The sequence below is a fragment of the Streptomyces sp. N50 genome, from assembly GCF_033335955.1.
GTDB lineage: Bacteria > Actinomycetota > Actinomycetes > Streptomycetales > Streptomycetaceae > Streptomyces.
On sequence record NZ_CP137549.1, the window covers coordinates 2,247,094 to 2,273,534 of the forward strand.

A 26,441-nucleotide genomic window follows, 5' to 3' on the forward strand; every position below is an offset into this window, starting at 1 on the left:
CCCCCAGGGGCGCGGGGAACTGCGCGCCCAGCCACAACGCACCCGCACCCCGCACACAACCCAAACCCCCCACCCCCACCCCGGCAAGCGCGCACCGACCCGCACCCCGCACACACCCCGCCCCCACCCACAGGAGCGCTCCCCCGCTCAAACGCCCCCCGACCTGCGAAAACCCCGGGTTTCTACGACACCCGGTGCCGCCGCCGGAGGCACCCCGTGCCGACTTTCTCGTAATCAAGATATTTTGCCCGGGAACCTTTGATCGATCATCGATCAGGGAGTTACAGTCACCGACGGGCTCCCACCACAGGGCCCGCCGCCCTGTCCTGCCAAAGACCAAGGGCACCCCCCGAAATCCCCTTGCCGATGAGGGAACCCCCCTTCGACCGAGGAAGGCGGCGTTATGACCGACCCCTACGCCATCCAGCCGAGCGAGCTCGACCAGCTCCCGGACCGCGACCCCGAGGAGACCGCCGAATGGCAGGCCTCCCTGGACGCCGTCACGAAGGCTGCCGGCCCGCACCGTGCCGCGTACCTGATGCGCCGCACACTGGAGCGCGCGGAGGGCAACGGCCTCGCGCTGCCCAAGCTGCTTGAGACGGACTACGTCAACACCATCCCGACCGCCGCCGAGCCGTCCGCGCCCGGCGACGAGGCGCTGGAGCGCCGGATCACCGCGTGGAACCGCTGGAACGCGGCGGCCATGGTGACCCGTGGCGCGAAACACGGCGTCGGCGGCCACATCGCGACCTTCGCGTCCGCGGCCTGGCTGTACGAGACCGGCTTCAACCACTTCTTCAAGGGCAAGGAGTCCGCGGAAGCGCCCGGCTCCGGCGACCAGCTCTACATCCAGGGCCACGCCTCCCCCGGCATCTACGCCCGCGCCTTCCTCGACGGCCGCCTCACCGAGGCGCACCTCGACAACTTCCGCCAGGAGGCCGGCGGCAACGGCCTCCCGTCGTACCCGCACCCCCGCCGCCTGCCCTGGCTCTGGGAGTTCCCGACGGTGTCGATGGGCCTCGGCCCGCTGTCGGCGATCTACCAGGCGCGCTTCAACCGCTACCTCACCGCGCGCGGCATCAAGGACGTCTCCGAGTCGCACGTCTGGGCGTTCCTCGGCGACGGCGAGATGGACGAGCCGGAGTCGACGGCGGCACTCGCCCTGGCCTCCCGCGAGGGTCTGGACAACCTGACCTTCGTCATCAACTGCAATCTCCAGCGCCTCGACGGCCCGGTCCGCGCGAACTTCAAGATCGTGCAGGAGCTGGAGGCCCAGTTCCGCGGCGCCGGCTGGAACGTCATCAAGTCCCTGTGGGGCAACGCCTGGGACGAGCTGTTCCAGCTCGACACCACGGGCGCGCTCGTACGCCGCCTGCGCGAGGTACCGGACGCCCAGGTGCAGACGTACCAGACGCGTGGCGCCGCCTACATCCGCGAGGACTTCTTCGGCACGGACCCGGCGCTCGTCGAGCTCGCGAAGCTGCTCAGCGACGACAAGATCCTCGAGTGTTTCCACCTCTCGCGCGGTGGTCACGAGGCGAACAAGGTGTACGCCGCGTACAAGGCGGCCATTGAGCACAAGGGTGGCCCGACGGTCATCCTGGCGCAGACGGTCAAGGGCCACACGCTCGGCGAGGGCTTCGCCTCGAAGAACGCCAACCACCAGATGAAGAAGCTGTCGACGGACGAGTTCAAGCAGATGCGTGACCTGCTCGAACTCCCCATCAAGGACAGCGACTTCATCGACGGGGTCGTACCGTACGGCCACCCCGGCGCCGACTCCCCCGAGGTCCGTTACCTCCAGGAGCGGCGTGCGGCGCTCGGCGGACCGGCCCCGGCCCGCCGTACGCACGCGCTCGCTCCGCTGCCCTCCGCCGCCGACAAGACGTTCGCGTCCTTCGACAAGGGGTCCGGCAGCCAGAACGTCGCTACGACCATGGCGTTCGTACGGCTGGTGAAGGACCTGGTCCGCGACAAGGAGACCGGCAAGCGCTGGGTGCCGATCGTCCCCGACGAGGCGCGCACGTTCGGTATGGAGTCGCTGTTCCCGTCCCTCGGGATCTACTCCCCCAAGGGCCAGACGTACGAGCCCGTCGACCGCGACCAGCTCATGTACTACAAGGAAGCCAAGAACGGCCAGATCCTCAACGAGGGGATCACCGAGGCCGGTTCGATGGCGGACTTCATCGCCGCGTCGACGTCGTACGCGACGCACGGCGAAGCGATGATCCCCTTCTACATCTTCTACTCGATGTTCGGCTGGCAGCGCACGGCCGACCAGATGTGGCAGCTCGGCGACCAGCTCGGCCGCGGCTTCCTGGTCGGAGCGACAGCGGGCCGCACGACCCTCACGGGCGAGGGCCTTCAGCACGCGGACGGTCACTCCCCCGTGATCGCGGCGACGAACCCGGCGGCGCTGTCGTACGACCCGGCGTTCGCGTACGAGGTCGCGGCGATCGTGAAGGACGGCCTCCGCCGGATGTACGGCGAGGCCGCCCCGGGTGAGGACTCGAACGTCTTCTACTACCTCACCGTCTACAACGAGCCGATCCCCCAGCCCGCCAAGCCGGCCGGCCTCGGTATCGACGAGGGCATCGTCAAGGGCCTGTACCGCTTCAACACGGCGGAGTCTGCTGGGCTTTCGCCGGCTGCCAACGCGGCGCGGATCCAGCTCCTCGGCTCCGGTACGGCGATCCACTGGGCGTTGAAGGCGCAGCGGATGCTCTCCGAGGAGTGGGGTGTGGCGGCTGACGTGTGGTCGGCGACGTCCTGGACCGAGCTGCGGCGGGACGCGCTGGACGCGGATGCGGCGTTGCTGCGGGGCGAGGAGCGGGTGCCGTACGTGCGGCAGGCGCTGCAGGGGGCCGAGGGGCCGGTGCTCGCCGTCTCCGACTACATGCGTCAGGTTCCCGACCAGATCGCGCAGTGGGTCGAGCAGGACTGGTCTTCGCTCGGCGCGGACGGCTTCGGTCTGTCGGATACGCGTGACGCGGCTCGGCGGTACTTCGGGGTCGACGCGGAGTCGATCGTCGTGGCGGCCCTCGCGCAGCTGGCGCGGCGTGGGGAAGTGAAGGCTACGGCGGTCAAGGAGGCGCGGGAGCGGTACGGCTTGTAGGGCTAGTTTTTCGCCCCCGCCGCCCCTACCCGTCCCATCCTTCTGGGGCTCCGCCCCAGACCCCGCTCCTCAAACGCCGGAGAGGCTGAAAATCAGCCGCTCCGGCGTTTGCTGTTTCAGCCCGTCCGGCGTTTGAGGACGAGGCTGCGCCATCCCGAACCCCCACCCACCCGCCGGGGGCGACGCCCGCAGTAGCGGCACCTCTTCAGCACAGGCCCGCATTTTCAGCCCGTCCGGCGTTTGAGGACGAGGCCGTTCAGGCCGAAGCGGGGGTCTGGGGGCGGCAGCCCCCAGTGATGGGACGGGTAGGGGCGGCGGGGGCGAGATCCCTCATCATGAAGGCATGCGCGCTGCCCGTCTCATCAAAATGGTGCTGCTGCTTCAGTCCCGGGCCTCCATGACCGCCGCCGAACTGGCCGGCGAACTGGAAGTCTCCGAGCGGACCATCACCCGGGACGCGCAGGCACTGTCGGAGGCGGGCGTCCCGGTGTACGCGGACCGGGGGCGGGCCGGAGGGTACCGGCTCGTCGGCGGGTACCGGACCCGGCTGACCGGACTGGCCCGCAGCGAGGCCGAGGCGCTGTTCCTGAGCGGAGTGCCGGGGGCGTTGCGCGAGATGGGGTTGGAGGATGCCGCGTCGGCCGCGCGGCTGAAGGTGTCCGCCGCGCTGATGCCCTCCCTGTCGGATGCCTCGCGCGCGGCGGCCCAGCGGTTTCACCTCGACGCCCCCGGCTGGTTCACCGAGCCCAGGACACCCGAACTGCTCCCCGCCGTAGCGGACGCGGTCTGGGACGACCGCAGGCTGCTCGCGCGGTACCGGCGCGGCGACTCCGACGTCGAACGGGAACTGGAGCCGTACGGACTCGTCCTCAAGGCGGGGGTCTGGTACCTGTGCGCGCGGGTCGCCGGTCATGATCCCTCCCCCACGTACCGGGTGTACCGCATCGACCGGTTCACGGCGGTGGAGCCGGGCGCCGAGCGCTTCGTACGGGACGAGGAGTTCGGCCTCCCGGCCTTCTGGGACGAGCGGGCAGAACAGTTCGCGCGGTCGATCCTGCGGGCCGAGGTGGTCGTACGACTGTCCGCGGACGGCGCGCGAAGACTGCCGTACGCCGTCGATCCGGCCGCCGCGCGGGAGGCACTGGAGGTCGCGGGCGAGCCGGACGACGACGGGTGGTTGACGGTGTCCCTTCCGGTGGAGTCCGAGGAGGTCGCCCACAGCCAGCTCGCGGGGCTCGGCCCGGACGTGGAGGTACTGGCACCGGAGACCCTGCGGGCGCGCTTCACGGACGACGCGCTCCGGCTGGCCACGCTCTACCGCGACCGCCCCTCATGACGACGACCGCACCGCACCACCCTCACCACCCCGCCCATAACGATCTGCCCCGCTCCAGGTGACAATCCGCTGCACTCCACGTGCGCGCACCCCCTCCAGGCCCGATGCTTGACCCGTGATGGACGAGACGGAGTTCTGGGAGTTGGTGGACGGCACCCGCGAGGCCGCCGAGGGCGACCCCGAGGAGCAGGCCGACCTGCTCGTCGACCGGCTTCTGCTGCTGGACCCGGAGCTGGTCCTGGACTTCGCCCGGCATTTCGAGGCCCGTTTCAACCGCGCGTACACCTGGGATCTGTGGGGCGCCGCGTGGGTGCTGCTGGACGGCGCGAGCGACGACGCGTTCGACTTCTTCCGGTGCTGGCTGATCGGTCAGGGCCGTGAGGTGTACGAGGGTGCCGTGCACGATCCCGACTCGCTGGCCGACCTCATCGACGACTTCGACGACGAGATCGACGGCGACGGTGAGGAACTGGGGTACGCGGCGGACGAGGCGTACGAACAGCTCACCGGCGCCGTCGCCCCCGACCTGGGGATTCCACCGGCGCCCGCCGAGCCGCTCGGCGCCCCGCTCAACCTGGAGAACGAGGCCGTGCTCGCGGAACGTTTCCCGAAACTGCGGGAGAGGTTCCGGCAGGAGTGAGAGGGGTACGGCGATGGGTGCCCGCCCCGCGACCGAGTCGTCGGGCGAGTCGTCGGGCGCGATCGACCGGATCGCGCATCCCGAATCCCGAATCACAGTGAGGTCACCGTGGCTCGAATACCGTACCCGGAGCGTTCCGCCGAGGCCGTGGACGCGCTTCCCACTCCGTTGAACGCGTTCCGCATGCTCTCGCACGCCCCGGATCTGACGGGTCCGGCGATCGACCTGGGCATGGGCGTGCTCGGGTCGTCGATACCGGTGCGGCTGCGCGAGCTGGTGGTGATGTCGGTGGCGGCGCGCACGGACTGCGCCTACGGGCTCGTCCAGCACCGCCCGATCGCGCTCCACGCGGGCGTCACCGCCGACCAGTTGGCGGCGGTCGTCGAACTCCGGCCCGAGGAGGGCGAGTTCGACGAGGCCGAGTCGGCGATGCTGACGGCGACGGAGGAGCTGATGACCCGACACACGCTCACGGACGCCACGTTGGGCACACTCCGCAAACACCTGACCGACCGTCAGGTGGTCGAACTGATCACGACGGTCGGCTACTACACGATGCTGGCCGGTGTCCTGAACGGGCTGGGCGTGGACATCGATCCGGTGGGCGAGAAGTACCTGGGCATGGGCCGGAGTTAGGACCTGTCCCGCTTCCTCTGATTCCTCCGCTTTCCCGTAACGACGGGTCGACCCATGTGTCACAGCGGTGTCCTGATGCCACTGAGGCCAGAACAACTGCCGGGCCGCGGACCTCAAATGGAGCGACAACGCCCGCTCGGTCAACCCCTCGGAGGGGTCATGTTCCCTGTCGTTCGCCCGCGTTCGATGGTTCTGCTCGGTGCCGCCCTCATCGTCGTACTGATCGGCGCGACGGTCGGCACCATGCTCCTGGTCGGAGAACAGGCCGAGGGCAAGGAACTCAACGACCCGGACCCGACGGCCGTCAGTACGGTCGCCGTCTGCTCGGACGTGAAGGTCCACGCGTGGGTCACGATGAACGTCGGGACGGTCGCCGAGCCCGACGACAAGTTCGTCGACTACGACGTCGACGCCACCCGGCACGACCACGACCCCTTCGGCCTCACGCTGGCCAAGGGCTGCAACAGCGCCGCCGGAGCCTTCGACTCCCGCATGCAGTTCAAGGCCCCCGGCCTGAACAAGGGCCGCCCGCTCTATGTGACCGCGCCGGCCGACCGCCGCCACGTCCTGGTCCTCCGCCTCACCCAGCACGCGGACGGCACGGTCACCAGCACACAGGAACTGGTCGCGGCGCGCTGACGGCCATGACTGCCTACGCGGCCGTCCGGCGGCGGGTCGAGTCCGTGGAGATGTAGGCCTGCGTCTGGTCGGCCCGTACCGCGTGGTGCATCGGGGCCGCGTTGGCCTGGTCGAGCGCGGACGCCGTGACGGCGGCCGGGCCGAGGATCACGGTCGCGACCGCGCAGACCACCGCCCAGGGGCCGCGGGCGGACTTGGCCCAACCGGCCGACTTCTCCGTGGTGTTGGAGTGACTGCTGTTCATTTTCCCCACCTCCAGTCAGTGCGTGTGCATGACGATAGGGAGCTTGTCTCGGGGGACCCGGTGAGTTGCCTGCGAGAAACCTGTGAGCGCCGGTCGGGGCCCACTGAGGCCTGCACGGGATCATCGAGGTGTTCCGGCGCAATCGCATCATCAGCTCGTACCGGTCCCCGTTGAGCCGGCTGAAGGTACGTGCCGAGGCGCGCAGGAGCGGCTTGACCCGCCTCCACTTCGGCCACGTCGAAGAACTCGACGAACCGATCTACGCGAGCACGACGAGTTCCAAGCACATGCTCGTCACCGTCGAGATCCAGACCACCGACGAGCCGCTCTACCGCGCGTTCTTCACCGAGCTGGCCCAGCTGTCGGACCGCCCGATCGCCTCATGACACACCCCTGACAGCGCGGCCCTCACCAACGCGATCCCGTTGAGCGACACGGGAGTTGGAGCCGGTGCGGATGGTGCCGGGACCAGTCCCGCGCAGCGGCGGCAGATGCCGGTACGCACACCTCGCGGCAACGGGTCACGGCACTCCCCGCACTCGGCCAGGGTCTCGACTGGCTTGCGTGGAGGGGTGATTGCCGGAGTCCGGGCTTCCAGGCGGTACGACACGAGGGCGGCGGGGGCGCGGACGGGTCGGGGCAGATCGGCGGTGAGGGCCTGGTACAGGTCGGCCTCCGTCGCACCGCTCGCCAGCCAGCGGGTGGCAAGGGGCACGAGCCGTTCGATCTCACCGGCGCCGAGGCGGAGGGCGGGGGTGCGGTCGCCCAGGCGGGCAAGGAAGTTCGCGGCGCCGGTCTCCAACTCGCCTGACGGCACGGGCTGGTTGGGGGTGTTTTCCTCGGTGTTCTCGCCCAAGGGGTATGCGCCGACGGCCTGGCCGGTCCCGCCCCCGACCGGCGGGTCCTGGTCACTCGGATCAGGAGACGGACGTACGGTCCCGAATGCGGTGGCGATCTCCTCCGGCGTCGTCAACGCCACGTTGGACACGAGGACTTGGGTGGTCCACTGGCCGGTCTCGGGGTTCTGGCTGCGCCGGGTGTGGAGGTAACCCTCTTCTTCCAGTTGCCGCCGGGCCTTGCGGACGGCGAGGCGGCCTTCCGGCATCTTCTCGCCGATCGACTGCACGGTCTCCCTCGATCCCTCGGGGAGGGACAGCGCCCACTGGAGGAGTCGAACGGCGGTCCCGTTGAGCCGGGGATGCCGAATGATCTCGTTCGGGGTCTGGGAGAAGAAGCGGGCAGGCGGGATAGCATGCTGCAGCATCGCGGTGGACCTCTGATCCACTAGTCGGTGTAGGCCCTCAGATTGGTGTTGGCGCACCGCTGAGGGCCGCTCCGTGTTGACACACGGAGGGTGAGAACGTGATTACTGTAGCGCCGACTTTGCGGCCAAGTTGACGAAACTCGACCATTCGTCCAGCGAAAACGCCAGCGTGGGGCCGGACTTGGCCTTGGAGTCACGGATGTGGACCGTGGGTTGGGCTGGTTCCAGGGCTACTTCGAGGCAATCGCCTCCGGCGTCGCCGCTGTGGGAGGACTTCCGCCAGTCCAGCGCGACTTCGAGGCACTCGCCGCCCGCATCACCGCTGTACGTCGACTTCCGCCACTCCAGGGCGACTTCGAGGCATTGCCCGCCGGCGTCCCCGCTGTAGCTGGACTTGAACCACGTCAGATCTGCGGTGCTCACAGTTCGCCCACCATTCCCTCGATCAGCTTCGCGGACTCCCCCGGCGGGAGCGCCTGGGACCGGATCATGCCAAACCGCTGGAACATCGCGCTGACTTCTTCGCGATCTTCGATCACCAGGCCCCCGGCCTGACCTTCAACGTACGCGACCCACTCCCGCTTGGGCGTCTCCAGCAGCGTCCACGCACCGTTGAACCCGGCATGCGCCTCAACCTCGGTCGGCATCACCTGAATCGAGATGTTCCGCTTCCCGGTGAGCTCCAACAGCCACTCCAACTGCCGCTTCAGGACTGCCCGTCCACCTACCGGGCGCCTCAGCACCCACTCCTCGATGACCAACGCCAAGGACACGCGCGGCACACGAGTGAGCAACGCCTGCCGGGTCATGCGTGCCTGCACTCGGGTTTCGATCTCGTCTTCGTCCAACGTCGGGACGCGCGCACCGAGAACAGCACGCGCGTACTCCTCCGTCTGCACGAGGCCATGCAGGACATGCGTGTTGTACGACCAGAGGCTGACCGCCTCGACCTCCCGCTCCAGATAGTCGTCGAACCACGACGGATACCTGCGCCGCTCCAGATGCTCCGCCGCCGCATCGATCGCAACCCGCGCATGCAGGAACTCCCCCGCCCGCGCGATGAATTGCAGGCTCGGCATCCGCTCGCCCCGCTCGACCATCGCCACCTGCGACGCCGAGTACCCCACATGCGCCCCGAACTGCTCCCGCGTACTCCCTTGCGCTTCCCGCAGCGCACGCGACACCGCGCCGAACATCTTCATGCTCGACGAACCCTCCGCACCGTCCTGCACAGCCAACCCCCTTGCCCGCACACTCCCTTGTGTGCCTCCGAAAGTCCTGTTCAGGCTAGCCACACATCACCCACCGTGAGGGCATGCACACGGAATCGCCACCCGAAGTGGTCCTCCAACTCCTCGCGGAACCAGAGGGGTTCGCCGACGCACGCCAAGTCGTCCGGGAGCAGCTCACCGCCTGGGGGTACCCCGAGTTCGCCGACGCGGCAACACTCTGCGCGACCGAGATGCTCGCCAACGTCCACCGGCACGTGAAGTCCCCTGAGTGCGAACTACGCCTCCGCACCCTCCCGGAAGGCGGGGTTCGGGTGGCCGTCGCCGACCGTTCGCCCGAACTGCCCGTCTGGTACACCGAACCCGACTGGGATACGGAGAGCGGACGGGGGATCTTCCTGATCGCGTCCGTGGCGAGCCAGTGGGGTGTCACGCCCAGGCAAGGCCGACGCGGCAAGCAGGTGTGGGCGGAGTTCACAGCCGTGAAGTCTTGACCCGCCCGGTGAGCCCCGGCTTACGGTGGCCGCCGCCGAACAGGAGCGCGCGCCCATGACCAGCCCGTACGTGAAGGGGATCACCCGCGAGGAACACCTCGGCCATCTCCGGCTGCACCCGGACGCGAGCCACCTCCAGATCCCCGAGTGGGCCGACGTAAAGCCCGACTGGACGGCGGAGAGCGTCGGTTGGTTCGAGGGGGAGGCGCTGGTCGCCGTAGCGCTCGTGCTGTACCGGGCGTTCCCCGGCACCGGGCGCTGTCTCGCGTACCTTCCGGACGGGCCCGCGATCGACTGGCACAGCCAGCGCCCGGAACGGTACCTGGACCCCCTGATCGCGCACTTGGAGAAGGAGGGCGCGTTCTCGGTCCGCATAGGCCCGCCGCTCGTGGTCCGGCGCTGGGACGCGGCCACCGTGGCGGCGGGCGTCGCCGACCCCTCCGTACGGCATCTGCGCGACCTGCCGACGGACGGCATCGACGGCTACGCACTGGACGCGGCGGAACGGCTCAGGCGGCTCGGGTGGCGCCGGTGCAAGGAGGAGGACGAGAGCGGCTTCGGCCTCGGCCAGCCGCGCTACGGCTGCCACATCCCCCTGACCGGGCGGTCGGTGAACGAACTGCGCGCCGCACTCTCCCCCCACTGGTTGCAGTCGCTGCAGACGGCCGAGGGCGGGGGTGTCGGCGTCTTCTGGGGTTCGGCGGACGACCTGCCCGCGTTCCACCGCCTGTACCGCGCCACGGCGGAACGCGACGGCTTCAAGCCCCGCCCCCTGGACTACTTCCGCCGCATGTGGCAGGCGCTGAACGCCGTGGAGTCCGACCGCCTGCGGATCTACCTCGCCGAGTACGACGACGAGGTCCTCTCCTCCGCCCTGATGATCAGCACCGGCCCCCGCGCCTGGCACTCCTACCCCGCGTCGGGCCGCCGAGGCCGCGAACTCCGCCCCAGCAGCCTCCTGTTGTGGCGCATGCTCTGCGAGGCCCTCGACTCCGGCGCGGACACCTACGACCTCCGCTCCATCACCCCGTCCCTGATAGCCGACGACCGCCTCGTCGGCCGCCTCCTCTTCAAAACCGGCGCAGGCGGCCAAGCGGTGGAGTACCTGGGAGAGTGGGAACGCCCGGTGGGAAGCCAAGGCAAGCTCCTGCAAAGGGCGTTGAGCGTCTACTTGGCCCGCAAATAACCTTGGACGGCGGCGCAGCCGCCTTCAAGGGGCGCGGGGAACTGCGCGACCAGCCCCCACCGGACCCGCACCCGACACTCACCCCTCACCGCCCCTGCAACCGCGCAGCCACCCCCCGCACTTCCGGAAGACGGGCGAGGAGCGCAGCACCGGGACAGCTCGTCATGTAACCGTCCTTGTGCCCCGCCAGCGCAGGCAACACCGCCGTCGCACCCCTGGCATACCGACTGAGGCTGTTGCTCGACACCAGCCGCGCCTTCCCCCGCGGATCAACATCCGCAAGCCCCAACTTCCAAGCAGCCAGCGCGGCAATCGCATCGGTCATCACCTTCGGCACAGCCATCCCCGCAGTGAACGTCCCGATCGCCGCGATCCCCGCCGTACGGTGATTGAACCCCTGCGTATGCGCCCCCGTGACGGCCCGGTCGACACCCCCCGCCCGCCCCTCGTAGATCGTCCCGCAGCGATCGACAAGGAAGTTGTACCCGATGTCGTCCCAGTCCCGGACCCCCGTCTGCCCGGCGTACAGGTACCGGATGATGCGGGGCGCGTCCGCGCAGTCGTACCCGTTCGGCGAATCCGTGTGATGGACGAAGACGGCGACGACCTTGTCGTCGTAGCGCGGCGGCGGCTGCGCGTGCCGCGAGAGCGCGTCCAGCCAGGCCGAGCGCGGCACGATCCGCGGCTTGGGCGCGGTGTGCCCGACGGCGACGGGCCGCGCCGCGACGGGCGGTCGTACGGCGGCGGTGGCCCGGCGCCCGATGCCGTTCGCGCACAGGGCGAGCACCAGGACGGCGGCGAGACCGGGCAGGCAGGCCAGCAGGACGACCGCCGCGCGGGGTATTCGTACCCGCGGCCGTCGTCTTCGTGCACCCGGTGTTCTTCTCAGGACACGCATGGTCACACTCTCGGCCGGAAACACTCAGTCCGCGATGTGTGCTGTGCCACCCGGTGGAACCATCGTCCTGGTCCGGCACGTTTCTGGGGGTACACGCACGCGTGGTGAGTTCCCGGGGGCCACACGCGCGTGACTGACGCGTAACTGATCAGTGGGCCCGTTCCTCGCGTACTAAGGGTTCCGAGAGAAAGGCGGCTCCGTGGACCTGCTCGACCTGCTGTTGTTGCTGGTGATCCTCGCCTACGCGGCGTCCGGATACCGGCGCGGCCTCGTCGCCGGATGTGTGTCGCTCGCCGGGTTCGTGGGCGGCGCGGTCATCGGCGTATGGGTGCTGCCGTGGGTGATGGACCTGGTGACCCCGGGGACGACGGCGGCGACGGTGACCGCCGTGCTCACCGTGCTGACCCCGGCGGTGGTCGGACACGAACTGGCGGGGCGGCTCGCGCTGAAGCTGCGCAAGGAGCTGGACCAGGGGCCGCTGCGGGTGGCCGACGGGATCGGCGGGGCCGCGGCGAACTCGGTGGCGGTGATGATCGTCGCGTGGGTGGCCGCGAGCGTGCTGGGCGCGTCCTCGTCGGCGACGGTCACGACGGCGATCCAGGACTCGACGCTGCTGGGCAGCGTGCAGAAGCTGATGCCGGACACGACACCGACGTGGTTCTCGCGGGCCACCTCGGCGCTCACGGAGGCGGGCTTCCCGCAGGTCTTCAACCCGTTCGAGAACGAGTCGACGGCCGAGGTCGCCAAGCCCACCGGCGACAGCGTCACGGCCGCCGCGACGAACGCCTCCAAGCGGAGCACCGTCAAGATCGAGGGCTCCTCCGGCACCCAGGGCCGCGAGGGCAGCGGCTTCGTGTTCGCGGCGCAGCACGTGATGACCAACGCGCACGTGGTGGCCGGCATCGACGACCCGACCGTCCGCATCGGCGGGGTCGGGCGGTCGTACGAGGCACGGGTGGTCCTCTTCGACCCGCAGAAGGACGTGGCCGTGCTGTACGTGCCGGGGCTGTCCGCGCCCGTGCTGCGCTTCGACACGAGCGCCGAGCGCGGCGACTCGGCCGTCGTCGCCGGCTATCCGCAGGACGGCGACCTGAACCTCCAGGCCGCGACCGTCGCCAACCGCGTGAACGCGACCGGCCAGAACATCTACAACAACGGGACGGTCACCCGCGAGATCTACTCGATCCGCTCCACCGTCCGCCCCGGCAACTCCGGCGGCCCCCTCCTGACCACCGGCGGCAAGGTCTACGGCGTCGTCTTCGCCCGCTCCACCTCGGACAACGAGACGGGGTACGTGCTGACGGCCGACGAGGTCTCCGGGGACGCGCAACGGGCGGCGACCGCGACGGCCCAGGTGGACACGGGCGACCTGGTCACCTCGTAGGCCGACAGGTCAGAGCACGCGGCCCATGAGGACGTCGTCGACGTACTTCCCGTCGAGCAGGAACTCCTCGGGCAGCACGCCCTCGACGGCGAAGCCCTCGGCCTCGTAGAGCTTCCGGGCCGGGGTGTTGTGCCCGAGCACGCGGAGGGTGATCCGCCGGGCGCCCTGCCGCCTGGCCTCGGTCATCGCGGCCCGGATCAGCGCCCTGCCGACCCCGTGTCCGCGTGCCTCGTCGGCGACAGCCAGCCCCTGGATCTGCCGGACGTGCGCGTTGCAGGCGAGCGAGGTCGCGGGGACCAGCCGGATGTAGCCGACGATCCGGCGGTCGAGTTCGGCGACCAGGTGCTCGCCGGGCGCGTGCCGCTCGTCGAAGAAGGGGCGGTACGGCGGCTGCGGCCGGGGCGTGACCGCGTGCAGGTTGGACCAGGTGGCGCGGTCCAGTGCGCCCAGTTCCTCGTCGTCGTCGGGCAGGGCTGTGCGTATGTTCGGCTCGGACATGTGGGCCAGGGTACGGCGGGCGCGGCGCGGTCCTCATGGGGGTTTTATGGATCAACGAGGCAGGATGGACGCCATGGAACGCTCGCGAATCGCGGTGACCGGCGCCTCCGGTCTCATCGGCAGCGCACTGGTCCGGTCCCTGACCGCGGACGGGCATGAGGTGGTGCGCCTGGTACGGCGCGCCGCCCGGGGCGCGGACGAGGTGTGCTGGGACCCCGAGGGGCAGTACGTGGACGCGGCCGCGCTCGACGGGTGCGACGCGGTGGTCAACCTCGCCGGTGCGGGGGTCGGCGACCACCGCTGGACCGACGCCTACAAGAAGCAGGTCCGCGACAGCCGTGTCCTCGGCACGTCGGCCCTCGCGGAGGCCGTGGCCGCGCTGGACCGGCCGCCGCGGGTGTGGGTGAACGGCAGCGCGATCGGCTTCTACGGAGAGACCGGCGACCGCGCCGTGGACGAATCGGCGCCCCCTGGGGACGGCTTTCTGCCCTCGCTGTGCGTGGAGTGGGAGGAGGCGACGGCACCCGTGCAGGAGGCGGGCGTACGGACCGTGTTCGCGCGGACCGGGCTGGTCGTGGCGCGGGAGGGCGGGGCGTGGGCCAAGCTGTTCCCCCTCTACAAGGCGGGACTTGGGGGGCGGTTCGGGAACGGGCGGCAGTACTGGTCGTTCGTCGCGCTGCACGACGAGGTGGCGGCGATCCGGCATCTCATCGACACGGACGGGCTGTCCGGCCCCTTCAACCTCACCGCGCCGAACCCGCTGACGAACCGTGAGATCTCGGCGGCGATGGGGCGTGTGCTGCGCCGCCCGTCGCTCTTCACGGTGCCGTCGCCCGCGCTGAAGCTGGTCCTCGGTGAGATGTCGGGGGATGTGCTGGGGAGTCAACGGGTGCTGCCGAAGCGGCTGTTGGAGTCGGGGTTCACGTTCGCGTTCCCGGAGATCGAGGGGGCGATCAGGGCGGCGCTGTGAGGGCGGGCGCGCGGCGCTGACCGTTTCCGCCCACGATGATGACGCTCGGCGACCGTATGCGACCACCGTGCGACCGTGCCCTGCGTATGCGCGACTCCCCCTGACCGATCACGGCCCTAACCTCGACCCGAACTCGGGTATCCCTGAAGGCTGTTGGGGGCATGACGACTCCACCGGCCGCTCAACGTCGAGGAGGGGCACGTGTTTGAGCCCGCGTACCAGGCGGACGTCGTCGTCGTGGGAGCCGGGGTCGCCGGACTCGCCGCGGCGCATCGGCTGATCAGCGCAGGAGTAACGACCGCAGTCCTGGAGGCCGCCCCTTACGTGGGGGGCCGTATGTCGACCGAGAAGGTCGACGGGTTCCGGCTCGACCGGATCGGACAGTTCCTGTCCACCTCGTACCCCGAACTACGCCTCACCCCGGGCCTCGACGCCCTGGTGCTGCGCCCCTTCGCACCGGGCGTCCTCCTCCACAGCGACGGCCGCCACCACCACGCGGGCACCCCGGCGCCCGGAGGGAGCGCACGGGGCGCACTCCACGCGGTACGCGCCCTGGCGAGCGCCCCTCGGGTGGCGGCGGTACGGAAGGGCGGGCCGGTGACACGGGGGCGGCCCGGCTTCTCCTGGGGCGGGCCGGTGGCAAGAGGACGCGGGGGCGCTTCCTGGGCAGCGGCGGCGCCCGGGGGCGGCACCGGAGGGGCAGGCCCGTCGGGCCGCGGCGCGACACTCAGGGACCGAACCGAACCCTCCCGGGACGGAGCCACACCCCGGAACCGAACCGAACCCTCCCGGGACGAAGCCACACCCCGGGACCGAACCGAACCCTCCCGGGACGGAACCACACCCCGGGACCGAACCGAACCCTCCCGGGACGGAACCACACCCCGGGACCGAACCGAACCCTCCGGGGGCAGGACCGCGCCCACGGACCGCGCCGGAACCGCCGGAGGTGGTCGGGTTCCTAAGGACCGGACCACGCCCTGGGTCGGCCTGACGGGTGCGTTCAGGGAACGTACGGCCTCCTCCTGGGGCGGTCCGACGCTCAGGAACCGCGCGGACACATTCCGGGGCGGCCTGCCCCTCAAGGACCGCTCAGTCGCCTCGTGGGGCGGACTGACACCCCGGAACCGGGCGGGCGACTCCTCCTGGGGCGGCCCCGCACTCAAGGACCGGGCCGCGGTCACCCCGGGTCCCTCGACCGTGCCCAGGCCCCGCTCCGGCGCCCCGCTCGGCGGCCCCGTCGACCAGGCCCGCCTCGGCACCGCGCTGACCCGGTTGGCGGGCACACCGGTCGAACGGCTCCTGTCCCGCCCCGAGTTGGCGGCTGGGCAGGCGCTCGCGGCACGCGGAGTACCGGCACGCACCATCGACGGGTTCCTGCGCCCCCTGCTCGCCGCGCTGCTCTGCGACCCGGAGCTGACGACCTCCAGCCGGTGCGCCGACCTCGCGCTGCGCGCCTTCGCGGGCGGTCGGCTGTGCGTGCCGGAGGGCGGCGCGGAGATGCTGCCCGAGGTACTCGCGGCGGCGCTGCCACCGGGCACCGTGCACACCGGCGTGCGTGTGACGGCCGTATCGACGACGTCGGTGACCACCGCCGAACACGGCGAGATCCACTGCCGCGCGGTCCTCGTCGCGACGGACGCGCGCGCGGCGGCCGAACTCCTGCCCGGCCTGCGCGTACCCGACTTCCACCCGGTGACGGTCGTCCACCACACGACCGACGACCCGCCCACGACCGGCGCCGCCCTCCTCCTGGACTCCGACCGCGGCGGCCCGGTGGCCCACACGGCGATCACCAGCGAGGTCGACCCGAGCCGAGCACCGGCAGGCCGCGCCCTCGTCTCCTCAACGGTCCTCGGCCCTCCCCCACCGGACGTCGAGACCGCCGTACGCATGCATCTGTCCCGCCTCTACGGCACCTCGACCACCCGCTGGGAAACCCTCGCCGTCCACCACACCGCCGAGGCGGTCCCGGTCATGCGCCCACCGCACGATCTACGGCGCCCCGTACGGCTGTTGGCCGGCCTGTACGTGTGCGGCGACCACCGGGACACGAGCACGGTTCAGGGTGCGTTGCACTCGGGCCACCGGGCATCGTCCGCGATCCTGGCGGACCTGGGCGCGGCAGGTTCGATGCACATGGCGGACCCGATCCCGACAACACAGGCCGCGTAGATTCCTTTAGGGGCGCGGGGAACTGCGCGACCAGCCACGACGGCGCCGCGCAGTCCCCACTCACAGCAACCCTCGCCTCACCCGAACGCCGCGACCTTGTCGCGATACCCCCGCACCGGCGCCGCGTCCTTGTACGGCTCAAGCCGCCGCTCGAAGTCCCGCACATACTCGACCGCCCGAACCGACCGCATCTCCACCGCCTGCCCCGCCGCCTCCGCCCCCAACGCACAGGCCTGATCAAGCTCCCCGAGCCCGAGCCGGGCGGAGGCGAGAACAACCCGGCAGAACAACCGACTCCGGGCGAACGCGGGCGCCCGCAACTGCAACGACCGCTCCGCGTGCTGCGCGGCCGCCCGGAACTGCTGCAGATCCCGATGCGCGTGCCCGAACTCGTCGGCAAGCTGCGCCTCATCGAAGAACCGCGCCCAGTACGGCACTTCATCCCCGGCACGCGCGGTTTCGAGGGCGCGTTCAGCGCGCACGAGCGCGGACGTGCACGCCCGCACCTCCCCCAGCACCCCGTGCGCCCGCGCCTCCACGGAGTGCAGCAACGACTGCACGACGGGCGGCGCACTGGTCCCGACCCCCTGCTGCGCCACCCGCGCGAGCTGGACGGCCTCCCGCCCGTGCCCGAGGTAGACGGCCTGCCGGCTCATCGTCATGAGCACGTACGAGCCGTAGGCCCGGTCCCCCGCCGCCTGCGAGAGCCGCAGCGCCTGCACGAAGTACCGCTGCGCGAGCCCGTGCGCGGCGATGTCGTACGACGTCCAGCCCGCGAGCCGGGTGAGGTCGGCCGCCGCGGCGAACAGGCGCCGGCCGGTCTGCTCGCCGTAGGTGCCGCGCAGCATCGGCTCGGTCTCGTGCTCCAGGTAGCGCACGAGGGCCTGGCGGGCGTGGCCGCCGCCGTAGGCGTTGTCGAGGGTGCGGAAGAGTTCGCCGACCGAGCGGAGGGCGGAGATGTCGCCGCCGGTGACCTTCTGGCCGGGGCCGCGTTCGGCGGCCTGGCCGCGCTGGCGGGGTACGGCGGGGCGGCCCTGCGGGGGCACTCGGTTGGCGGGTTCGGCGCGGCCCACGCGGTCGTCGGCGCGGCCGATGAGCCAGTCCCGGCTGGGCACCACGAGCCCGGCCGGGGTGAAGGCGATCTTGCGGAGCTCGGCGTGGCTGCCGGAGTCCTTGCGCCACAGCCCGCTGACGATGTCGACGGCCTCCTCGGGGGTCGCGGCGAACTCGAGCCCGGCGTACACCGGCGCACAGGCGTCGAGCCCGAGGTCCTGGGCGGTGAGCCGGCGGCCGAGCCGACGGGTGAAGACCTCGGCGATGAGCGCGGGCGTGGTGCCTCTGGGCTGCTGGCCGCGCAGCCACCGGGTGACGGATGTCTTGTCGTATCTGAGATCGAGTCCGTGCTCCAGACCGAGCTGGTCCACGCGACGGGCGAGACCTGCGTTGGAGAACCCCGCTTCTGCGATGAGCGCGGCGAGCTGACGGTTGGGAGTGCGCTGCGCGGGTCGTTCCGTCATCTGCGGTGCGGTCTCCTGCCTTTCGGGCCCCAGCAGAGGCCGATGCGGCCACTGCCTGCCCGGATTGCCTGTGAGCAGCCCTTTTGGCCTCGTGAACGGCGCGAATGTAGCGGAGCGTAAGCATCCCGTCGCACATTCCGACGTGCATTCATCCGATCGTGTGAGGATTGGTCGTAGGGCTGACGGTCCCTACCGCCCGGTGGGCTGTCAGCGGTCGGTCGTACAGTGGCGTAGGCATGTTTCGTGCCTTACGACTCATAGGTGCTGCTGAGGAGGCGCTTGCCGTGGGTGAGTTGCGGTTCGTCCGGATGGGCTTCGGCGCGGAGGCCGTCGAGTACCAGGAGGCGTGGGACGAGCAGCGCCGGGTGCACGCGGCCCGCTTCGCGGACGAGGTCCCCGACACCGTGCTCCTGCTGGAACACCCGCCGGTCTACACGGCGGGCCGCCGCACCCAGGACAACGAGCGCCCACTGGACGGCACCCCGGTCATCGACGTCGACCGCGGCGGCAAGATCACCTGGCACGGCCCCGGCCAGCTCGTCGGCTACCCGATCCAGAAGCTGCCCCGCCCGGTGGACGTCGTCGCACACGTACGACGCCTGGAGGAGGCACTGATCCGGGTCTGCGCGGAGTTCGGCGTGGAGACCAGCCGGGTCGAGGGCCGCAGCGGGGTGTGGGTGCTCGGGGATCCGGTGGACCAACGTCCGTCGATCGGCGGGCTGTCCCTCGACTTCGACCCCCGTCTGCAGGACGAGGAGTTCGACCCGCGGATGAACGGCCCGGAGTACGCCCCGTCGAACGCCGGCCAGCGCCGCGAGGACCGCAAGATCGCCGCGATCGGCATCCGCGTCGCCAAGGGCGTCACGATGCACGGCTTCGCGCTGAACGTGAACCCGGACAACAGGTGGTTCGACCGGATCATCCCGTGCGGGATCCGCGACGCGGGCGTGGCTTCACTGGCGGCGGAGCTGGGCCGGGACGTGACGATCGCCGAGGTGCTGCCGGTCGTCGAGCGGCACCTGAAGGACGTACTGGAGCACGCGGATCTGAAGCCCCGGGAGATCGAGAAGGCGACCGCCTGACCCGGGAATGTGACTTTCCGCTCTGCGGTTGGCCTCAAGGCGGGGGCCAGAAATCACGGGCGTACCCTGGTGTACGCCGAAGAATCGAAGCTACAGGGAGCCGATGTGTCCGCAGTCACCCCAGACGGACGCAAGATGCTGCGCCTGGAGGTCCGGAACGCCCAGACCCCCATCGAGCGCAAGCCCGAGTGGATCAAGACCCGGGCGAAAATGGGTCCCGAGTACACGAAGATGCAGGCGCTCGTGAAGAGCGAGGGCCTGCACACGGTCTGCCAGGAAGCCGGCTGCCCGAACATCTACGAGTGCTGGGAGGACCGCGAGGCGACCTTCCTCATCGGCGGCGACCAGTGCACCCGGCGCTGCGACTTCTGCCAGATCGACACCGGCAAGCCCGAGGCCCTGGACCGCGACGAACCGCGCCGGGTCGGCGAGTCCGTCGTCACGATGGACCTGAACTACGCCACGATCACCGGCGTCGCCCGCGACGACCTGGAGGACGGCGGCGCCTGGCTGTACGCAGAGACGGTCCGCCAGATCCACGAGCAGACGGAGTCCCGCGAGGCCGGCCGCACCAAGGTCGAGCTCCTGGCCCCCGACTTCAACGCGGTCCCCGAGCAGCTCGCCGAGGTCTTCTCCTCGCGCCCCGAGGTCTTCGCGCACAACGTCGAGACGGTCCCCCGCATCTTCAAGCGCATCCGCCCCGGCTTCCGCTACGACCGCTCGCTCAAGGTCATCACCGAGGCCCGCGACTACGGTCTGGTCACGAAGTCGAACCTGATCCTCGGCATGGGCGAGACCCGCGAGGAGGTCAGCGAGGCGCTGCGCCAACTGCACGAGGCGGGCTGCGAGTTGGTGACCATCACGCAGTACCTGCGGCCGTCGGTGCGGCACCACCCCGTGGAGCGCTGGGTGAAGCCGCACGAGTTCGTGGAGCTGAAGGAGGAGGCCGACCAGATCGGCTTCTCCGGTGTCATGTCCGGCCCGCTGGTGCGCTCGTCGTACCGCGCCGGGCGCCTGTACCAGATGGCGATCGAGAAGCGTGGCGCGTACGTGGCCTCGCAGGCGGTCTGATCCCAGCCGGTCCCGGGCTGTGTGAATTCGCGCACAAGTAACTACTCACGGGTAATAGACGTCGCCGGCGCGGCCCTGACCGTCCTCGCAGTTGAGGGCGCTCATCAGGGCCGCGTCAGCGTTTGGGCCCCACGCGTCAAGGCTTCATTGGCGTTTGACCGGTCGGTCACGCCCTGGTAACACCAAACAGTGACACTCGACTTACAGCACGTAGCCCCATACCCAGAGCCGTTCCGAGGGGGGACCTCCACGATGCAGGCCGCGCCCGTCCGTGCCACCGCCATCCCGTCCGTCACCGACGCCCTGCGCGCGGTCGAGTCGCTGCTGCTGAGCAGCGGCCAGCGCACCGCCCGTCGCAACGCGTGGACCTCCGTCCTGGAGGACCGCCGCCGCGCCAAGGACCGGGTCGAGGCACAGCTCGTCATCGAGCAGGCCCTCACCTCCCACTCCTGATTCACCTGATTCGCCGCCCTTCGGGCACCGCCGTCGTCGGCGCTCCCGCGGGCACGTAGACTTCCTCGCATGGCGAGGAAGGACACGACAGCGGAAAACGCTGCGAACCCCGGGCGACTCAAGCAGATCGCTCTGACCTACAAGATGACCCGCAAGGCCGACAAGACGATCGGCCTTGTACTCGCGGCTGTCGGAATCGTCACCTTCGGTGTCTTCCTCGCGATCGGCTTCTTGCTCGGGCACCCCATCTATCTCGGCATTCTCGGCCTCCTGCTCGCCTTCCTCGCGTCGGCGATCGTCTTCGGACGCCGGGCCGAGCGGGCGGCCTTCGGGCAGATGGAGGGCCAGCCGGGCGCGGCCGCGGCGGTACTGGACAACATCGGCCGAGGCTGGACGACGACTCCGGCGGTGGCGATGAACCGCAGCCAGGACGTGGTCCACCGCGCGGTCGGCAAGGCCGGCATCGTCCTGGTGGCCGAGGGCAACCCGAACCGGGTGAAGTCCCTCCTGGCCGCCGAGAAGAAGAAGATGAACCGCATCGTCGCGGACGTCCCGGTGCACGACGTGATGGTCGGCACGGGCGAGGGCCAGATCCCCCTGAAGAAGGTCCGCACGACGATGCTGAAGCTCCCGCGCGTCCTGACCGGCCCGCAGGTGACGGCGACCAACGACCGCCTCCGCGCGATGGGCGACCTGATGAGCAACATGCCGTTGCCCAAGGGCCCGATGCCGAAGGGCATGAAGCTCCCCAAGGGCGGCGGGAAGGCCCGCTGACCCGCACATAGACGGTTTTTCCACGACGATGGGGGCGTCCGGATCTGATCCGGACGCCCCCATCGTCGTAGGTGGCCCCCGTCAGGCCAGCGTCCTGAACCCCCGGTCGTAATAGACCATCGGGGACCCCTCCCCCAGCCGCACTCCCGTCACCCGGCCGATCAGGACCGTGTGGTCCCCGGCCGGGTGACGTGCGTGGGCGGTGCAGTCCAGTTCGGACAGCGCGCGGTCGACCGTAGGCAGACCATCGGGGCTGGTACGCAGGCCGCCGGAGGCGAACTTGTCGGTGCCCTTGGTCGCGAAGCGCACGGCGAGCGGCCGGTGGTCCGGGGCGAGCACGCTCACGGCGAAGCGGTCGCAGTGGCCGAACGACGGCGCCGAGTCGGCGGAGTTCGCCAGACAGACCAGAACCATGGGCGGCTCCAGCGAGACCGAGCAGAAGGAACTGGCGGTGAACCCGCGCGGGGTTCCGTCCTCGCAGCACGTGGTGACGACCACGACACCGGAGGGGAAACGGGCCATCGCCGCCCGGAACTCCTCGGGCGCCACAGCCGCGCGCGCCTTCTCCAGTACTTCCACTTCCTGACGCTCCGGCATGACGGTGCACCACCTGTCGGGCCTCGCGGCGGAGGCCACCGCGGTTTCAGCGGCCTCGGGCCGGCCTCGGACGCGGCTCACCGACAGTGATCGGAACCGCCACCCGGGTCCAGATCGACTATGCGGGCAGCGCCTGGGACCGGCAACCGGGGCGGAGGTGGGGGCGGGGGATCAGATCGGCGCACCGGCAACCATGGCCAGGTTGAGAAAGGGCCGGGATCGGGGCCGCGGCAGGGCCGGAGCCGGAACCAGCGCCCCGACAACCAGGAGCGGGACCGGACTCCGGGCCGAGACCAAGCCAGGCACACCGGTCATCCGGATCGGCACCGGCCTCAGGCCGAGACTCCGACCGAGACCAGCGCCCCGACAACCGGGAGCGGGACCAGACTCCGGGCCGAGACCAAGCCAGGCACACCGGTCATCCGGATCGACACCGGCCTCAGGCCGAGACTCCGACCGAGACCAGCGCACCGGCAACCAGGAGCGGGACCAGACTCCGGGCCGAGACCAAGCCAGGCACACCGGTCATCCGGATCGACACCGGCCTCAGACCGGGACTCCGACCGAGACCAGCGCCCCGACAACCAGGAGCGGGACCAGACTCCGGGCCGAGACCAAGCCAGGCACACCGGTCATCCGGATCGGCACCGGCCTCAGGCCGAGACTCCGACCGAGACCAGCGCACCGGCAACCGGGGGCGGAGCCAGCCCGGGGCGGAGCCGCGCCGGGGCGGAGCCGCGCCGGGGCCGGCACCATGCCGGGGCCGGAGCCGCGCCGGAGCCCCGTCAGCGCACCGCGCCCGCCCCCCGTTCCTCCCCCGACAACGCCCACGCCCCGTAAGCCGCGCCCGTCGTCTCGAAGGAGAGGGCGACGTGCGAGGCCGCGCTGTTCACGTCGCGCCAGAAGCGTTGGACCGGGTCGGAGGAGGACTGGCCGGAGGTGCCGCTGGTGCGGAAGACGCGGTCCACCGCCGAGACCAGGAGTTCCACCGCCAGTGCCAGGTCCCGGGCGCCCCGGACCGCGGCCTCGCCGCCCGGTGGGCAGTCCTGCGTGCCGTCGGCGACCGCCGCCGTACGCAGGATCAGGAGTTCGGCGGCGTCCACCTCGGCGGCCGAGCGGGCCAGTGCGACCTGGGTCGAGGGCTTCTCGCCCACGGCCTGGCCGCGGCGGTCGACGCGGGAACCGGTCCGCGCGATCCACGCCCGCAGCGCGCCCCGGGCCGCGCCGATCAGCGGGGCGGCGAACGGCAGGGCGTTCACGGCGTGCATCGGGACGATGTGGCAGCGGGCGTCCGAGTCGGGGGCCTGGCCCGCGTGCACCAACGAGCGGGCCAGGGTGCGGTGTTCGGGCACGAAGACGTCGGAGAGGACCAGGGTGTCACTGCCGGTTCCGCGCATGCCTACGGTGAACCAGCTGTCCTCGATCGAGAAGTCCGCCCGCGGCACGGCGAAGAAGCGCACCTCGGGGCGTACGTCGGGGTCCTCCGGCCGATCCGCCGGTACCGCCGCGCACGCCAGTGCCCAGTCGGCGAAGTGGACCCCGCTGATGTACTTCCACTCACCGCTCAGCCGCCAGCCGCCGGCCACGGGTTCCGCCTTGCCGGACGGCATGAGCGCGCCGGCCAGCAGGGCGTCCGGGCCGTCCGCCCAGATCTCCGCCTGGCCCTCCGCGGGGAGGAACGCCGCGTACCGCCCGGCGTACGCGGCCAGCGAGGCCGCCCACGCCGCCGATGTGCAGCCCTCCCCCACCAGGCCTACGGCGGAGGTCAGTTCGGCGAAACCACCGGCCTCACCGCCATGGGCCACCGGTACGAAGTGCCGCGCGAACCCCGCGTCCAGCACCGCCCGGACCACCTCCGGCGAGAGCCGCCGCGCGGTCTCCGCCTCGTCCGTGTGCCGGGCCGCGATCTCGGCGACCCCCGGCGCCCGGGTCACGATCGTCGACTTGTCGCCTTGCGGCATCCTGGCCACCACCTCCGTCGGGAACAGGGAGTGTCCCCGCCCGGACCCGCCCTCGACCGCACCCCGGGCCGAGACCACCCGACCGGCACGGAAAAGGGGCACCCGGCACAGCAAAAAAAAGGGGGCGCCCCCATCGCTCGGGGCGCCCCCTTCGTCGTACGACTGCTGCCAGATCCGGACCTCTAGATCCGGACCTCTAGATCCGGACCTCCACCGTGCGCGCGAACCGGTCGTGCAGCCCCCGACCGTCCCGGTCCCAGATCAGGGCCGGGATCGCGATGCACAGGAGGGCCGTGCGGAGCAGGGTGCGCAGGGGGTTGGGGCGGCCGGTGTCGAGGGCGTACACGCGGAGGCCGAAGAGGCGCTTGCCCGGGGTGAAGCCGATCGTGCCGACCGTGAGGGCGCTGAGCACGAAGAAGACGAGGAGGGCCCAGTTGCCGGTCGCGCCCGGCTTGTAGCCGTGGGTGAGCAGGCCGTATGCGATCAACAGGCACAGGGCCCAGTCGACGGCGAGGGCGCCGAGGCGGCGGCCCGGGCGGGCGATCGAGCCGGGGCCGTCCTCGGGCAGGCCCAGCTGCTCGCCGCGGTAGCCGAAGTCGACACCTGCTCGCTCCGCGGCCTCACGGGGCCCGGAGAGCCATGAGCCGATCGCATCCCTGTTGTCCACCCGTCCACGGTACTGCCCGCGTTCTGCCATGCGGACAGGAGGGGCCAACGAGCCCAGGACCGGTTAACTTGGGCGAAACAAATGGGTCACGCCAGAGAAATCCCCCGTCCCTAAGGTCGGGTCCAGCGTGTGCCACCGCACTGGCCGCACGAACGAACTACCACCCCGGCACGGACGGTCGGGAGTAGGAGGAGCTGGATGTTCCAGAACGCCGACGAGGCCAAGAAGTTCATCGCGGACGAGGACGTCAAGTTCGTCGACGTCCGATTCTGCGATCTGCCGGGTGTGATGCAGCACTTCACACTGCCGGCGACGGCCTTCGACCCGGACGAGGAACTCGCCTTCGACGGCTCCTCGATCCGCGGCTTCCAGGCCATCCACGAGTCCGACATGGCGCTCCGCGCCGACCTGTCGACCGCGCGCGTGGACCCCTTCCGCCGCGACAAGACGGTCAACATCAACTTCTTCATCCACGACCCGATCACGGGCGAGCAGTACTCCCGTGACCCGCGCAACGTGGCGAAGAAGGCCGAGGCGTACCTCGCCTCCACCGGTATCGCCGACACCGCGTACTTCGGTCCCGAGGCCGAGTTCTACGTCTTCGACAGCGTGCGCTTCGAGACCAAGGCGAACGAGAGCTTCTACCACATCGACTCCGAGGCCGGCGCCTGGAACACCGGTGCGGTCGAGGACAACCGCGGTTACAAGGTCCGCTACAAGGGCGGCTACTTCCCGACCCCGCCGGTCGACCACTTCGCCGACCTGCGTGCGGAGATCTCCCTGGAGCTGGCCGCGTCCGGCCTCCAGGTCGAGCGCCAGCACCACGAGGTGGGCACCGCCGGCCAGGCCGAGATCAACTACAAGTTCAACACGCTGCTCGCCGCGGCCGACGACCTCCAGCTCTTCAAGTACATCGTGAAGAACGTGGCGTGGCGCAACGGCAAGACCGCGACCTTCATGCCGAAGCCGATCTTCGGCGACAACGGCTCGGGCATGCACGTCCACTCGTCGCTGTGGGCGGGCGGCTCCCCGCTCTTCTACGACGAGGCCGGCTACGCGGGTCTGTCGGACCTCGCCCGCTACTACATCGGCGGCATCCTCAAGCACGCCCCGTCGCTGCTCGCGTTCACCAACCCGACGGTGAACTCGTACCACCGCCTGGTGCCGGGCTTCGAGGCGCCGGTCAACCTGGTGTACTCGCAGCGCAACCGCTCCGCCGCGATGCGTATCCCGATCACGGGCTCCAACCCGAAGGCCAAGCGCGTCGAGTTCCGCGCGCCCGACTCCTCCGGCAACCCGTACCTCGCCTTCTCCGCGCTCCTCCTGGCGGGCCTGGACGGCATCAAGAACAAGATCGAGCCGGCCGAGCCGATCGACAAGGACCTCTACGAGCTGGCCCCCGAGGAGCACGCGGGCGTCGCCCAGGTCCCGACCTCCCTCCCGGCCGTCCTCGACCGCCTCGAGGCCGACCACGAGTTCCTCCTCGCGGGCGACGTCTTCACGTCCGACCTGATCGAGACGTGGATCGACTTCAAGCGCACGAACGAGATCGCGCCGCTCCAGCTGCGTCCGCACCCGCACGAGTTCGAGCTGTACTTCGACGTGTAAAGA

25 protein-coding genes and 2 pseudogenes are annotated in these 26,441 nt (G+C 70.5%); 17 read left to right on the forward strand and 10 right to left on the reverse strand.

Features of this window, described 5'->3' with window-relative positions; all coding sequences use genetic code 11:
* Window positions 1–403 precede the first annotated feature (403 nt).
* The 5 genes from aceE (at window position 404) to R2B38_RS09700 (ending at window position 6,366) form a co-directional block, all read left to right on the forward strand.
* On the forward strand, window positions 404–3,115 hold the full coding sequence (gene aceE, locus R2B38_RS09680; RefSeq protein WP_318015855.1) for a pyruvate dehydrogenase (acetyl-transferring), homodimeric type: 2,712 nt from the start codon (window positions 404–406) through the stop codon (window positions 3,113–3,115).
* Between the two features lie 343 nt (window positions 3,116–3,458).
* Window positions 3,459–4,451 (forward strand): helix-turn-helix transcriptional regulator, encoded by a 993-nt coding sequence (locus R2B38_RS09685; RefSeq protein WP_318015856.1) that lies wholly within the window; start codon window positions 3,459–3,461, stop codon window positions 4,449–4,451.
* 118 nt (window positions 4,452–4,569) lie between these two features.
* Window positions 4,570–5,091: a DUF4240 domain-containing protein gene (locus tag R2B38_RS09690; protein WP_318021627.1), complete on the forward strand. Its 522-nt coding sequence runs from the start codon at window positions 4,570–4,572 to the stop codon at window positions 5,089–5,091.
* A gap of 108 nt (window positions 5,092–5,199) precedes the next feature.
* Window positions 5,200–5,727 carry a carboxymuconolactone decarboxylase family protein gene (locus tag R2B38_RS09695; RefSeq protein ID WP_318015857.1) on the forward strand — a complete coding sequence of 176 codons (528 nt, stop codon included), beginning with the start codon at window positions 5,200–5,202 and terminating at the stop codon, window positions 5,725–5,727.
* Window positions 5,728–5,886: 159 nt separating this feature from the next.
* Window positions 5,887–6,366 carry a hypothetical protein gene (locus tag R2B38_RS09700; RefSeq protein ID WP_318015858.1) on the forward strand — a complete coding sequence of 160 codons (480 nt, stop codon included), beginning with the start codon at window positions 5,887–5,889 and terminating at the stop codon, window positions 6,364–6,366.
* Between the two features lie 13 nt (window positions 6,367–6,379).
* Here the strand turns inward: R2B38_RS09700 and R2B38_RS09705 are convergent, their stop codons facing one another.
* Window positions 6,380–6,610, reverse strand: a complete 231-nt coding sequence (locus R2B38_RS09705; RefSeq protein WP_318015859.1) for a hypothetical protein — start codon at window positions 6,608–6,610, stop codon at window positions 6,380–6,382.
* A 212-nt stretch (window positions 6,611–6,822) separates the two neighbouring features.
* Between R2B38_RS09705 and R2B38_RS09710 the strand changes: the two genes are divergently transcribed.
* Window positions 6,823–6,996 carry a hypothetical protein gene (locus R2B38_RS09710; RefSeq protein WP_318015860.1) on the forward strand — a complete coding sequence of 58 codons (174 nt, stop codon included), beginning with the start codon at window positions 6,823–6,825 and terminating at the stop codon, window positions 6,994–6,996.
* On the opposite strand, the gene R2B38_RS09715 is transcribed toward R2B38_RS09710, so the two are convergent.
* From R2B38_RS09715 to R2B38_RS09725, 3 genes are all read right to left on the reverse strand, one after another.
* Window positions 6,939–7,874, reverse strand: a complete 936-nt coding sequence (locus R2B38_RS09715) for a hypothetical protein (protein WP_318015861.1) — start codon at window positions 7,872–7,874, stop codon at window positions 6,939–6,941. The two genes, R2B38_RS09710 and R2B38_RS09715, sit on opposite strands and share 58 nt — an antisense overlap.
* A 102-nt stretch (window positions 7,875–7,976) precedes the next feature.
* The gene (locus R2B38_RS09720; RefSeq protein ID WP_318015862.1) at window positions 7,977–8,297 is read right to left on the reverse strand and encodes a DUF397 domain-containing protein; all 321 of its coding nucleotides are present in this window, start codon (window positions 8,295–8,297) and stop codon (window positions 7,977–7,979) included.
* Window positions 8,294–9,076 carry a helix-turn-helix transcriptional regulator gene (locus R2B38_RS09725; protein ID WP_318015863.1) on the reverse strand — a complete coding sequence of 261 codons (783 nt, stop codon included), beginning with the start codon at window positions 9,074–9,076 and terminating at the stop codon, window positions 8,294–8,296. Before R2B38_RS09725 ends, R2B38_RS09720 begins: the two co-directional genes overlap by 4 nt.
* Window positions 9,077–9,189: 113 nt before the next feature.
* Between R2B38_RS09725 and R2B38_RS09730 the strand changes: the two genes are divergently transcribed.
* Window positions 9,190–9,597, forward strand: coding sequence for an ATP-binding protein (locus tag R2B38_RS09730; protein WP_318015864.1), 408 nt, complete (start codon window positions 9,190–9,192; stop codon window positions 9,595–9,597).
* A 55-nt stretch (window positions 9,598–9,652) separates the two neighbouring features.
* Entirely contained in the window at window positions 9,653–10,783 is a 1,131-nt protein-coding gene (locus R2B38_RS09735; RefSeq protein ID WP_318015865.1) for a lipid II:glycine glycyltransferase FemX, read from the forward strand.
* Between the two features lie 85 nt (window positions 10,784–10,868).
* Here R2B38_RS09735 and R2B38_RS09740 read toward each other — a convergent pair whose 3' ends face one another.
* Window positions 10,869–11,681, reverse strand: a complete 813-nt coding sequence (locus tag R2B38_RS09740; RefSeq protein ID WP_318015866.1) for a peptidoglycan recognition protein — start codon at window positions 11,679–11,681, stop codon at window positions 10,869–10,871.
* 199 nt (window positions 11,682–11,880) lie between these two features.
* Between R2B38_RS09740 and R2B38_RS09745 the strand changes: the two genes are divergently transcribed.
* A complete protein-coding gene (locus R2B38_RS09745) occupies window positions 11,881–13,065 on the forward strand; it encodes a MarP family serine protease (protein ID WP_318015867.1) in 1,185 nt (394 codons plus the stop codon).
* Between the two features lie 9 nt (window positions 13,066–13,074).
* Here the strand turns inward: R2B38_RS09745 and R2B38_RS09750 are convergent, their stop codons facing one another.
* Window positions 13,075–13,563, reverse strand: coding sequence for a GNAT family N-acetyltransferase (locus R2B38_RS09750; protein WP_318015868.1), 489 nt, complete (start codon window positions 13,561–13,563; stop codon window positions 13,075–13,077).
* A gap of 73 nt (window positions 13,564–13,636) precedes the next feature.
* Here R2B38_RS09750 and R2B38_RS09755 point away from each other — a divergent pair, with 73 nt between their 5' ends.
* The 3 genes and pseudogenes from R2B38_RS09755 to R2B38_RS09765 all read left to right on the forward strand — a co-directional run.
* Window positions 13,637–14,533 (forward strand): TIGR01777 family oxidoreductase, encoded by an 897-nt coding sequence (locus tag R2B38_RS09755; RefSeq protein WP_318015869.1) that lies wholly within the window; start codon window positions 13,637–13,639, stop codon window positions 14,531–14,533.
* Window positions 14,534–14,734: 201 nt separating this feature from the next.
* Window positions 14,735–15,196 (forward strand): annotated as a pseudogene (locus R2B38_RS09760) (NAD(P)-binding protein); the annotation flags it as partial.
* Between the two features lie 531 nt (window positions 15,197–15,727).
* Window positions 15,728–16,708 (forward strand): annotated as a pseudogene (locus R2B38_RS09765) (FAD-dependent oxidoreductase); the annotation flags it as partial.
* A 77-nt stretch (window positions 16,709–16,785) separates the two neighbouring features.
* Here R2B38_RS09765 and R2B38_RS09770 read toward each other — a convergent pair.
* Window positions 16,786–18,225: a regulator gene (locus tag R2B38_RS09770; protein ID WP_318015870.1), complete on the reverse strand. Its 1,440-nt coding sequence runs from the start codon at window positions 18,223–18,225 to the stop codon at window positions 16,786–16,788.
* A gap of 284 nt (window positions 18,226–18,509) precedes the next feature.
* Between R2B38_RS09770 and lipB the strand changes: the two genes are divergently transcribed.
* From lipB to R2B38_RS09790, 4 genes are all read left to right on the forward strand, one after another.
* Window positions 18,510–19,307: a lipoyl(octanoyl) transferase LipB gene (lipB, locus tag R2B38_RS09775; protein WP_318015871.1), complete on the forward strand. Its 798-nt coding sequence runs from the start codon at window positions 18,510–18,512 to the stop codon at window positions 19,305–19,307.
* 105 nt (window positions 19,308–19,412) lie between these two features.
* Window positions 19,413–20,378 (forward strand): lipoyl synthase, encoded by a 966-nt coding sequence (lipA, locus tag R2B38_RS09780; protein WP_318015872.1) that lies wholly within the window; start codon window positions 19,413–19,415, stop codon window positions 20,376–20,378.
* A 252-nt stretch (window positions 20,379–20,630) separates the two neighbouring features.
* Entirely contained in the window at window positions 20,631–20,831 is a 201-nt protein-coding gene (locus R2B38_RS09785; protein ID WP_019064487.1) for a hypothetical protein, read from the forward strand.
* Between the two features lie 69 nt (window positions 20,832–20,900).
* Window positions 20,901–21,605, forward strand: coding sequence for a DUF4191 domain-containing protein (locus tag R2B38_RS09790; RefSeq protein WP_033284191.1), 705 nt, complete (start codon window positions 20,901–20,903; stop codon window positions 21,603–21,605).
* An 81-nt stretch (window positions 21,606–21,686) separates the two neighbouring features.
* Here the strand turns inward: R2B38_RS09790 and R2B38_RS09795 are convergent, their stop codons facing one another.
* From R2B38_RS09795 to R2B38_RS09805, 3 genes are all read right to left on the reverse strand, one after another.
* On the reverse strand, window positions 21,687–22,202 hold the full coding sequence (locus R2B38_RS09795; RefSeq protein WP_051801302.1) for a flavin reductase family protein: 516 nt from the start codon (window positions 22,200–22,202) through the stop codon (window positions 21,687–21,689).
* A 785-nt stretch (window positions 22,203–22,987) separates the two neighbouring features.
* Window positions 22,988–24,163, reverse strand: coding sequence for an acyl-CoA dehydrogenase family protein (locus R2B38_RS09800; protein WP_318015873.1), 1,176 nt, complete (start codon window positions 24,161–24,163; stop codon window positions 22,988–22,990).
* Between the two features lie 196 nt (window positions 24,164–24,359).
* Entirely contained in the window at window positions 24,360–24,830 is a 471-nt protein-coding gene (locus R2B38_RS09805) for an RDD family protein (protein ID WP_019064483.1), read from the reverse strand.
* Between the two features lie 198 nt (window positions 24,831–25,028).
* On the opposite strand from R2B38_RS09805, the gene glnA reads away from it, so the two are divergent.
* The gene (gene glnA / locus R2B38_RS09810) at window positions 25,029–26,438 is read left to right on the forward strand and encodes a type I glutamate--ammonia ligase (RefSeq protein ID WP_033284193.1); all 1,410 of its coding nucleotides are present in this window, start codon (window positions 25,029–25,031) and stop codon (window positions 26,436–26,438) included.
* The last annotated feature ends 3 nt before the right edge of the window (window positions 26,439–26,441 follow it).

Bases quoted from the DNA above. Each gene is read 5' to 3' on its own strand.
- aceE (WP_318015855.1), top strand. From the start codon at position 404: ATGACCGACCCCTACGCCATCCAGCCGAGCGAGCTCGACCAGCTCCCG.
- R2B38_RS09685 (WP_318015856.1), top strand. From the start codon at position 3,459: ATGCGCGCTGCCCGTCTCATCAAAATGGTGCTGCTGCTTCAGTCCCGG.
- R2B38_RS09690 (WP_318021627.1), top strand. From the start codon at position 4,570: ATGGACGAGACGGAGTTCTGGGAGTTGGTGGACGGCACCCGCGAGGCC.
- R2B38_RS09700 (WP_318015858.1), top strand. From the start codon at position 5,887: ATGTTCCCTGTCGTTCGCCCGCGTTCGATGGTTCTGCTCGGTGCCGCC.
- R2B38_RS09705 (WP_318015859.1), bottom strand. From the start codon at position 6,610: ATGAACAGCAGTCACTCCAACACCACGGAGAAGTCGGCCGGTTGGGCC.
- R2B38_RS09715 (WP_318015861.1), bottom strand. From the start codon at position 7,874: ATGCTGCAGCATGCTATCCCGCCTGCCCGCTTCTTCTCCCAGACCCCG.
- R2B38_RS09725 (WP_318015863.1), bottom strand. From the start codon at position 9,076: ATGAAGATGTTCGGCGCGGTGTCGCGTGCGCTGCGGGAAGCGCAAGGG.
- R2B38_RS09730 (WP_318015864.1), top strand. From the start codon at position 9,190: ATGCACACGGAATCGCCACCCGAAGTGGTCCTCCAACTCCTCGCGGAA.
- R2B38_RS09735 (WP_318015865.1), top strand. From the start codon at position 9,653: ATGACCAGCCCGTACGTGAAGGGGATCACCCGCGAGGAACACCTCGGC.
- R2B38_RS09740 (WP_318015866.1), bottom strand. From the start codon at position 11,681: ATGCGTGTCCTGAGAAGAACACCGGGTGCACGAAGACGACGGCCGCGG.
- R2B38_RS09750 (WP_318015868.1), bottom strand. From the start codon at position 13,563: ATGTCCGAGCCGAACATACGCACAGCCCTGCCCGACGACGACGAGGAA.
- R2B38_RS09755 (WP_318015869.1), top strand. From the start codon at position 13,637: ATGGAACGCTCGCGAATCGCGGTGACCGGCGCCTCCGGTCTCATCGGC.
- R2B38_RS09770 (WP_318015870.1), bottom strand. From the start codon at position 18,225: ATGACGGAACGACCCGCGCAGCGCACTCCCAACCGTCAGCTCGCCGCG.
- R2B38_RS09785 (WP_019064487.1), top strand. From the start codon at position 20,631: ATGCAGGCCGCGCCCGTCCGTGCCACCGCCATCCCGTCCGTCACCGAC.
- R2B38_RS09790 (WP_033284191.1), top strand. From the start codon at position 20,901: ATGGCGAGGAAGGACACGACAGCGGAAAACGCTGCGAACCCCGGGCGA.
- R2B38_RS09795 (WP_051801302.1), bottom strand. From the start codon at position 22,202: ATGCCGGAGCGTCAGGAAGTGGAAGTACTGGAGAAGGCGCGCGCGGCT.
- R2B38_RS09800 (WP_318015873.1), bottom strand. From the start codon at position 24,163: ATGCCGCAAGGCGACAAGTCGACGATCGTGACCCGGGCGCCGGGGGTC.
- glnA (WP_033284193.1), top strand. From the start codon at position 25,029: ATGTTCCAGAACGCCGACGAGGCCAAGAAGTTCATCGCGGACGAGGAC.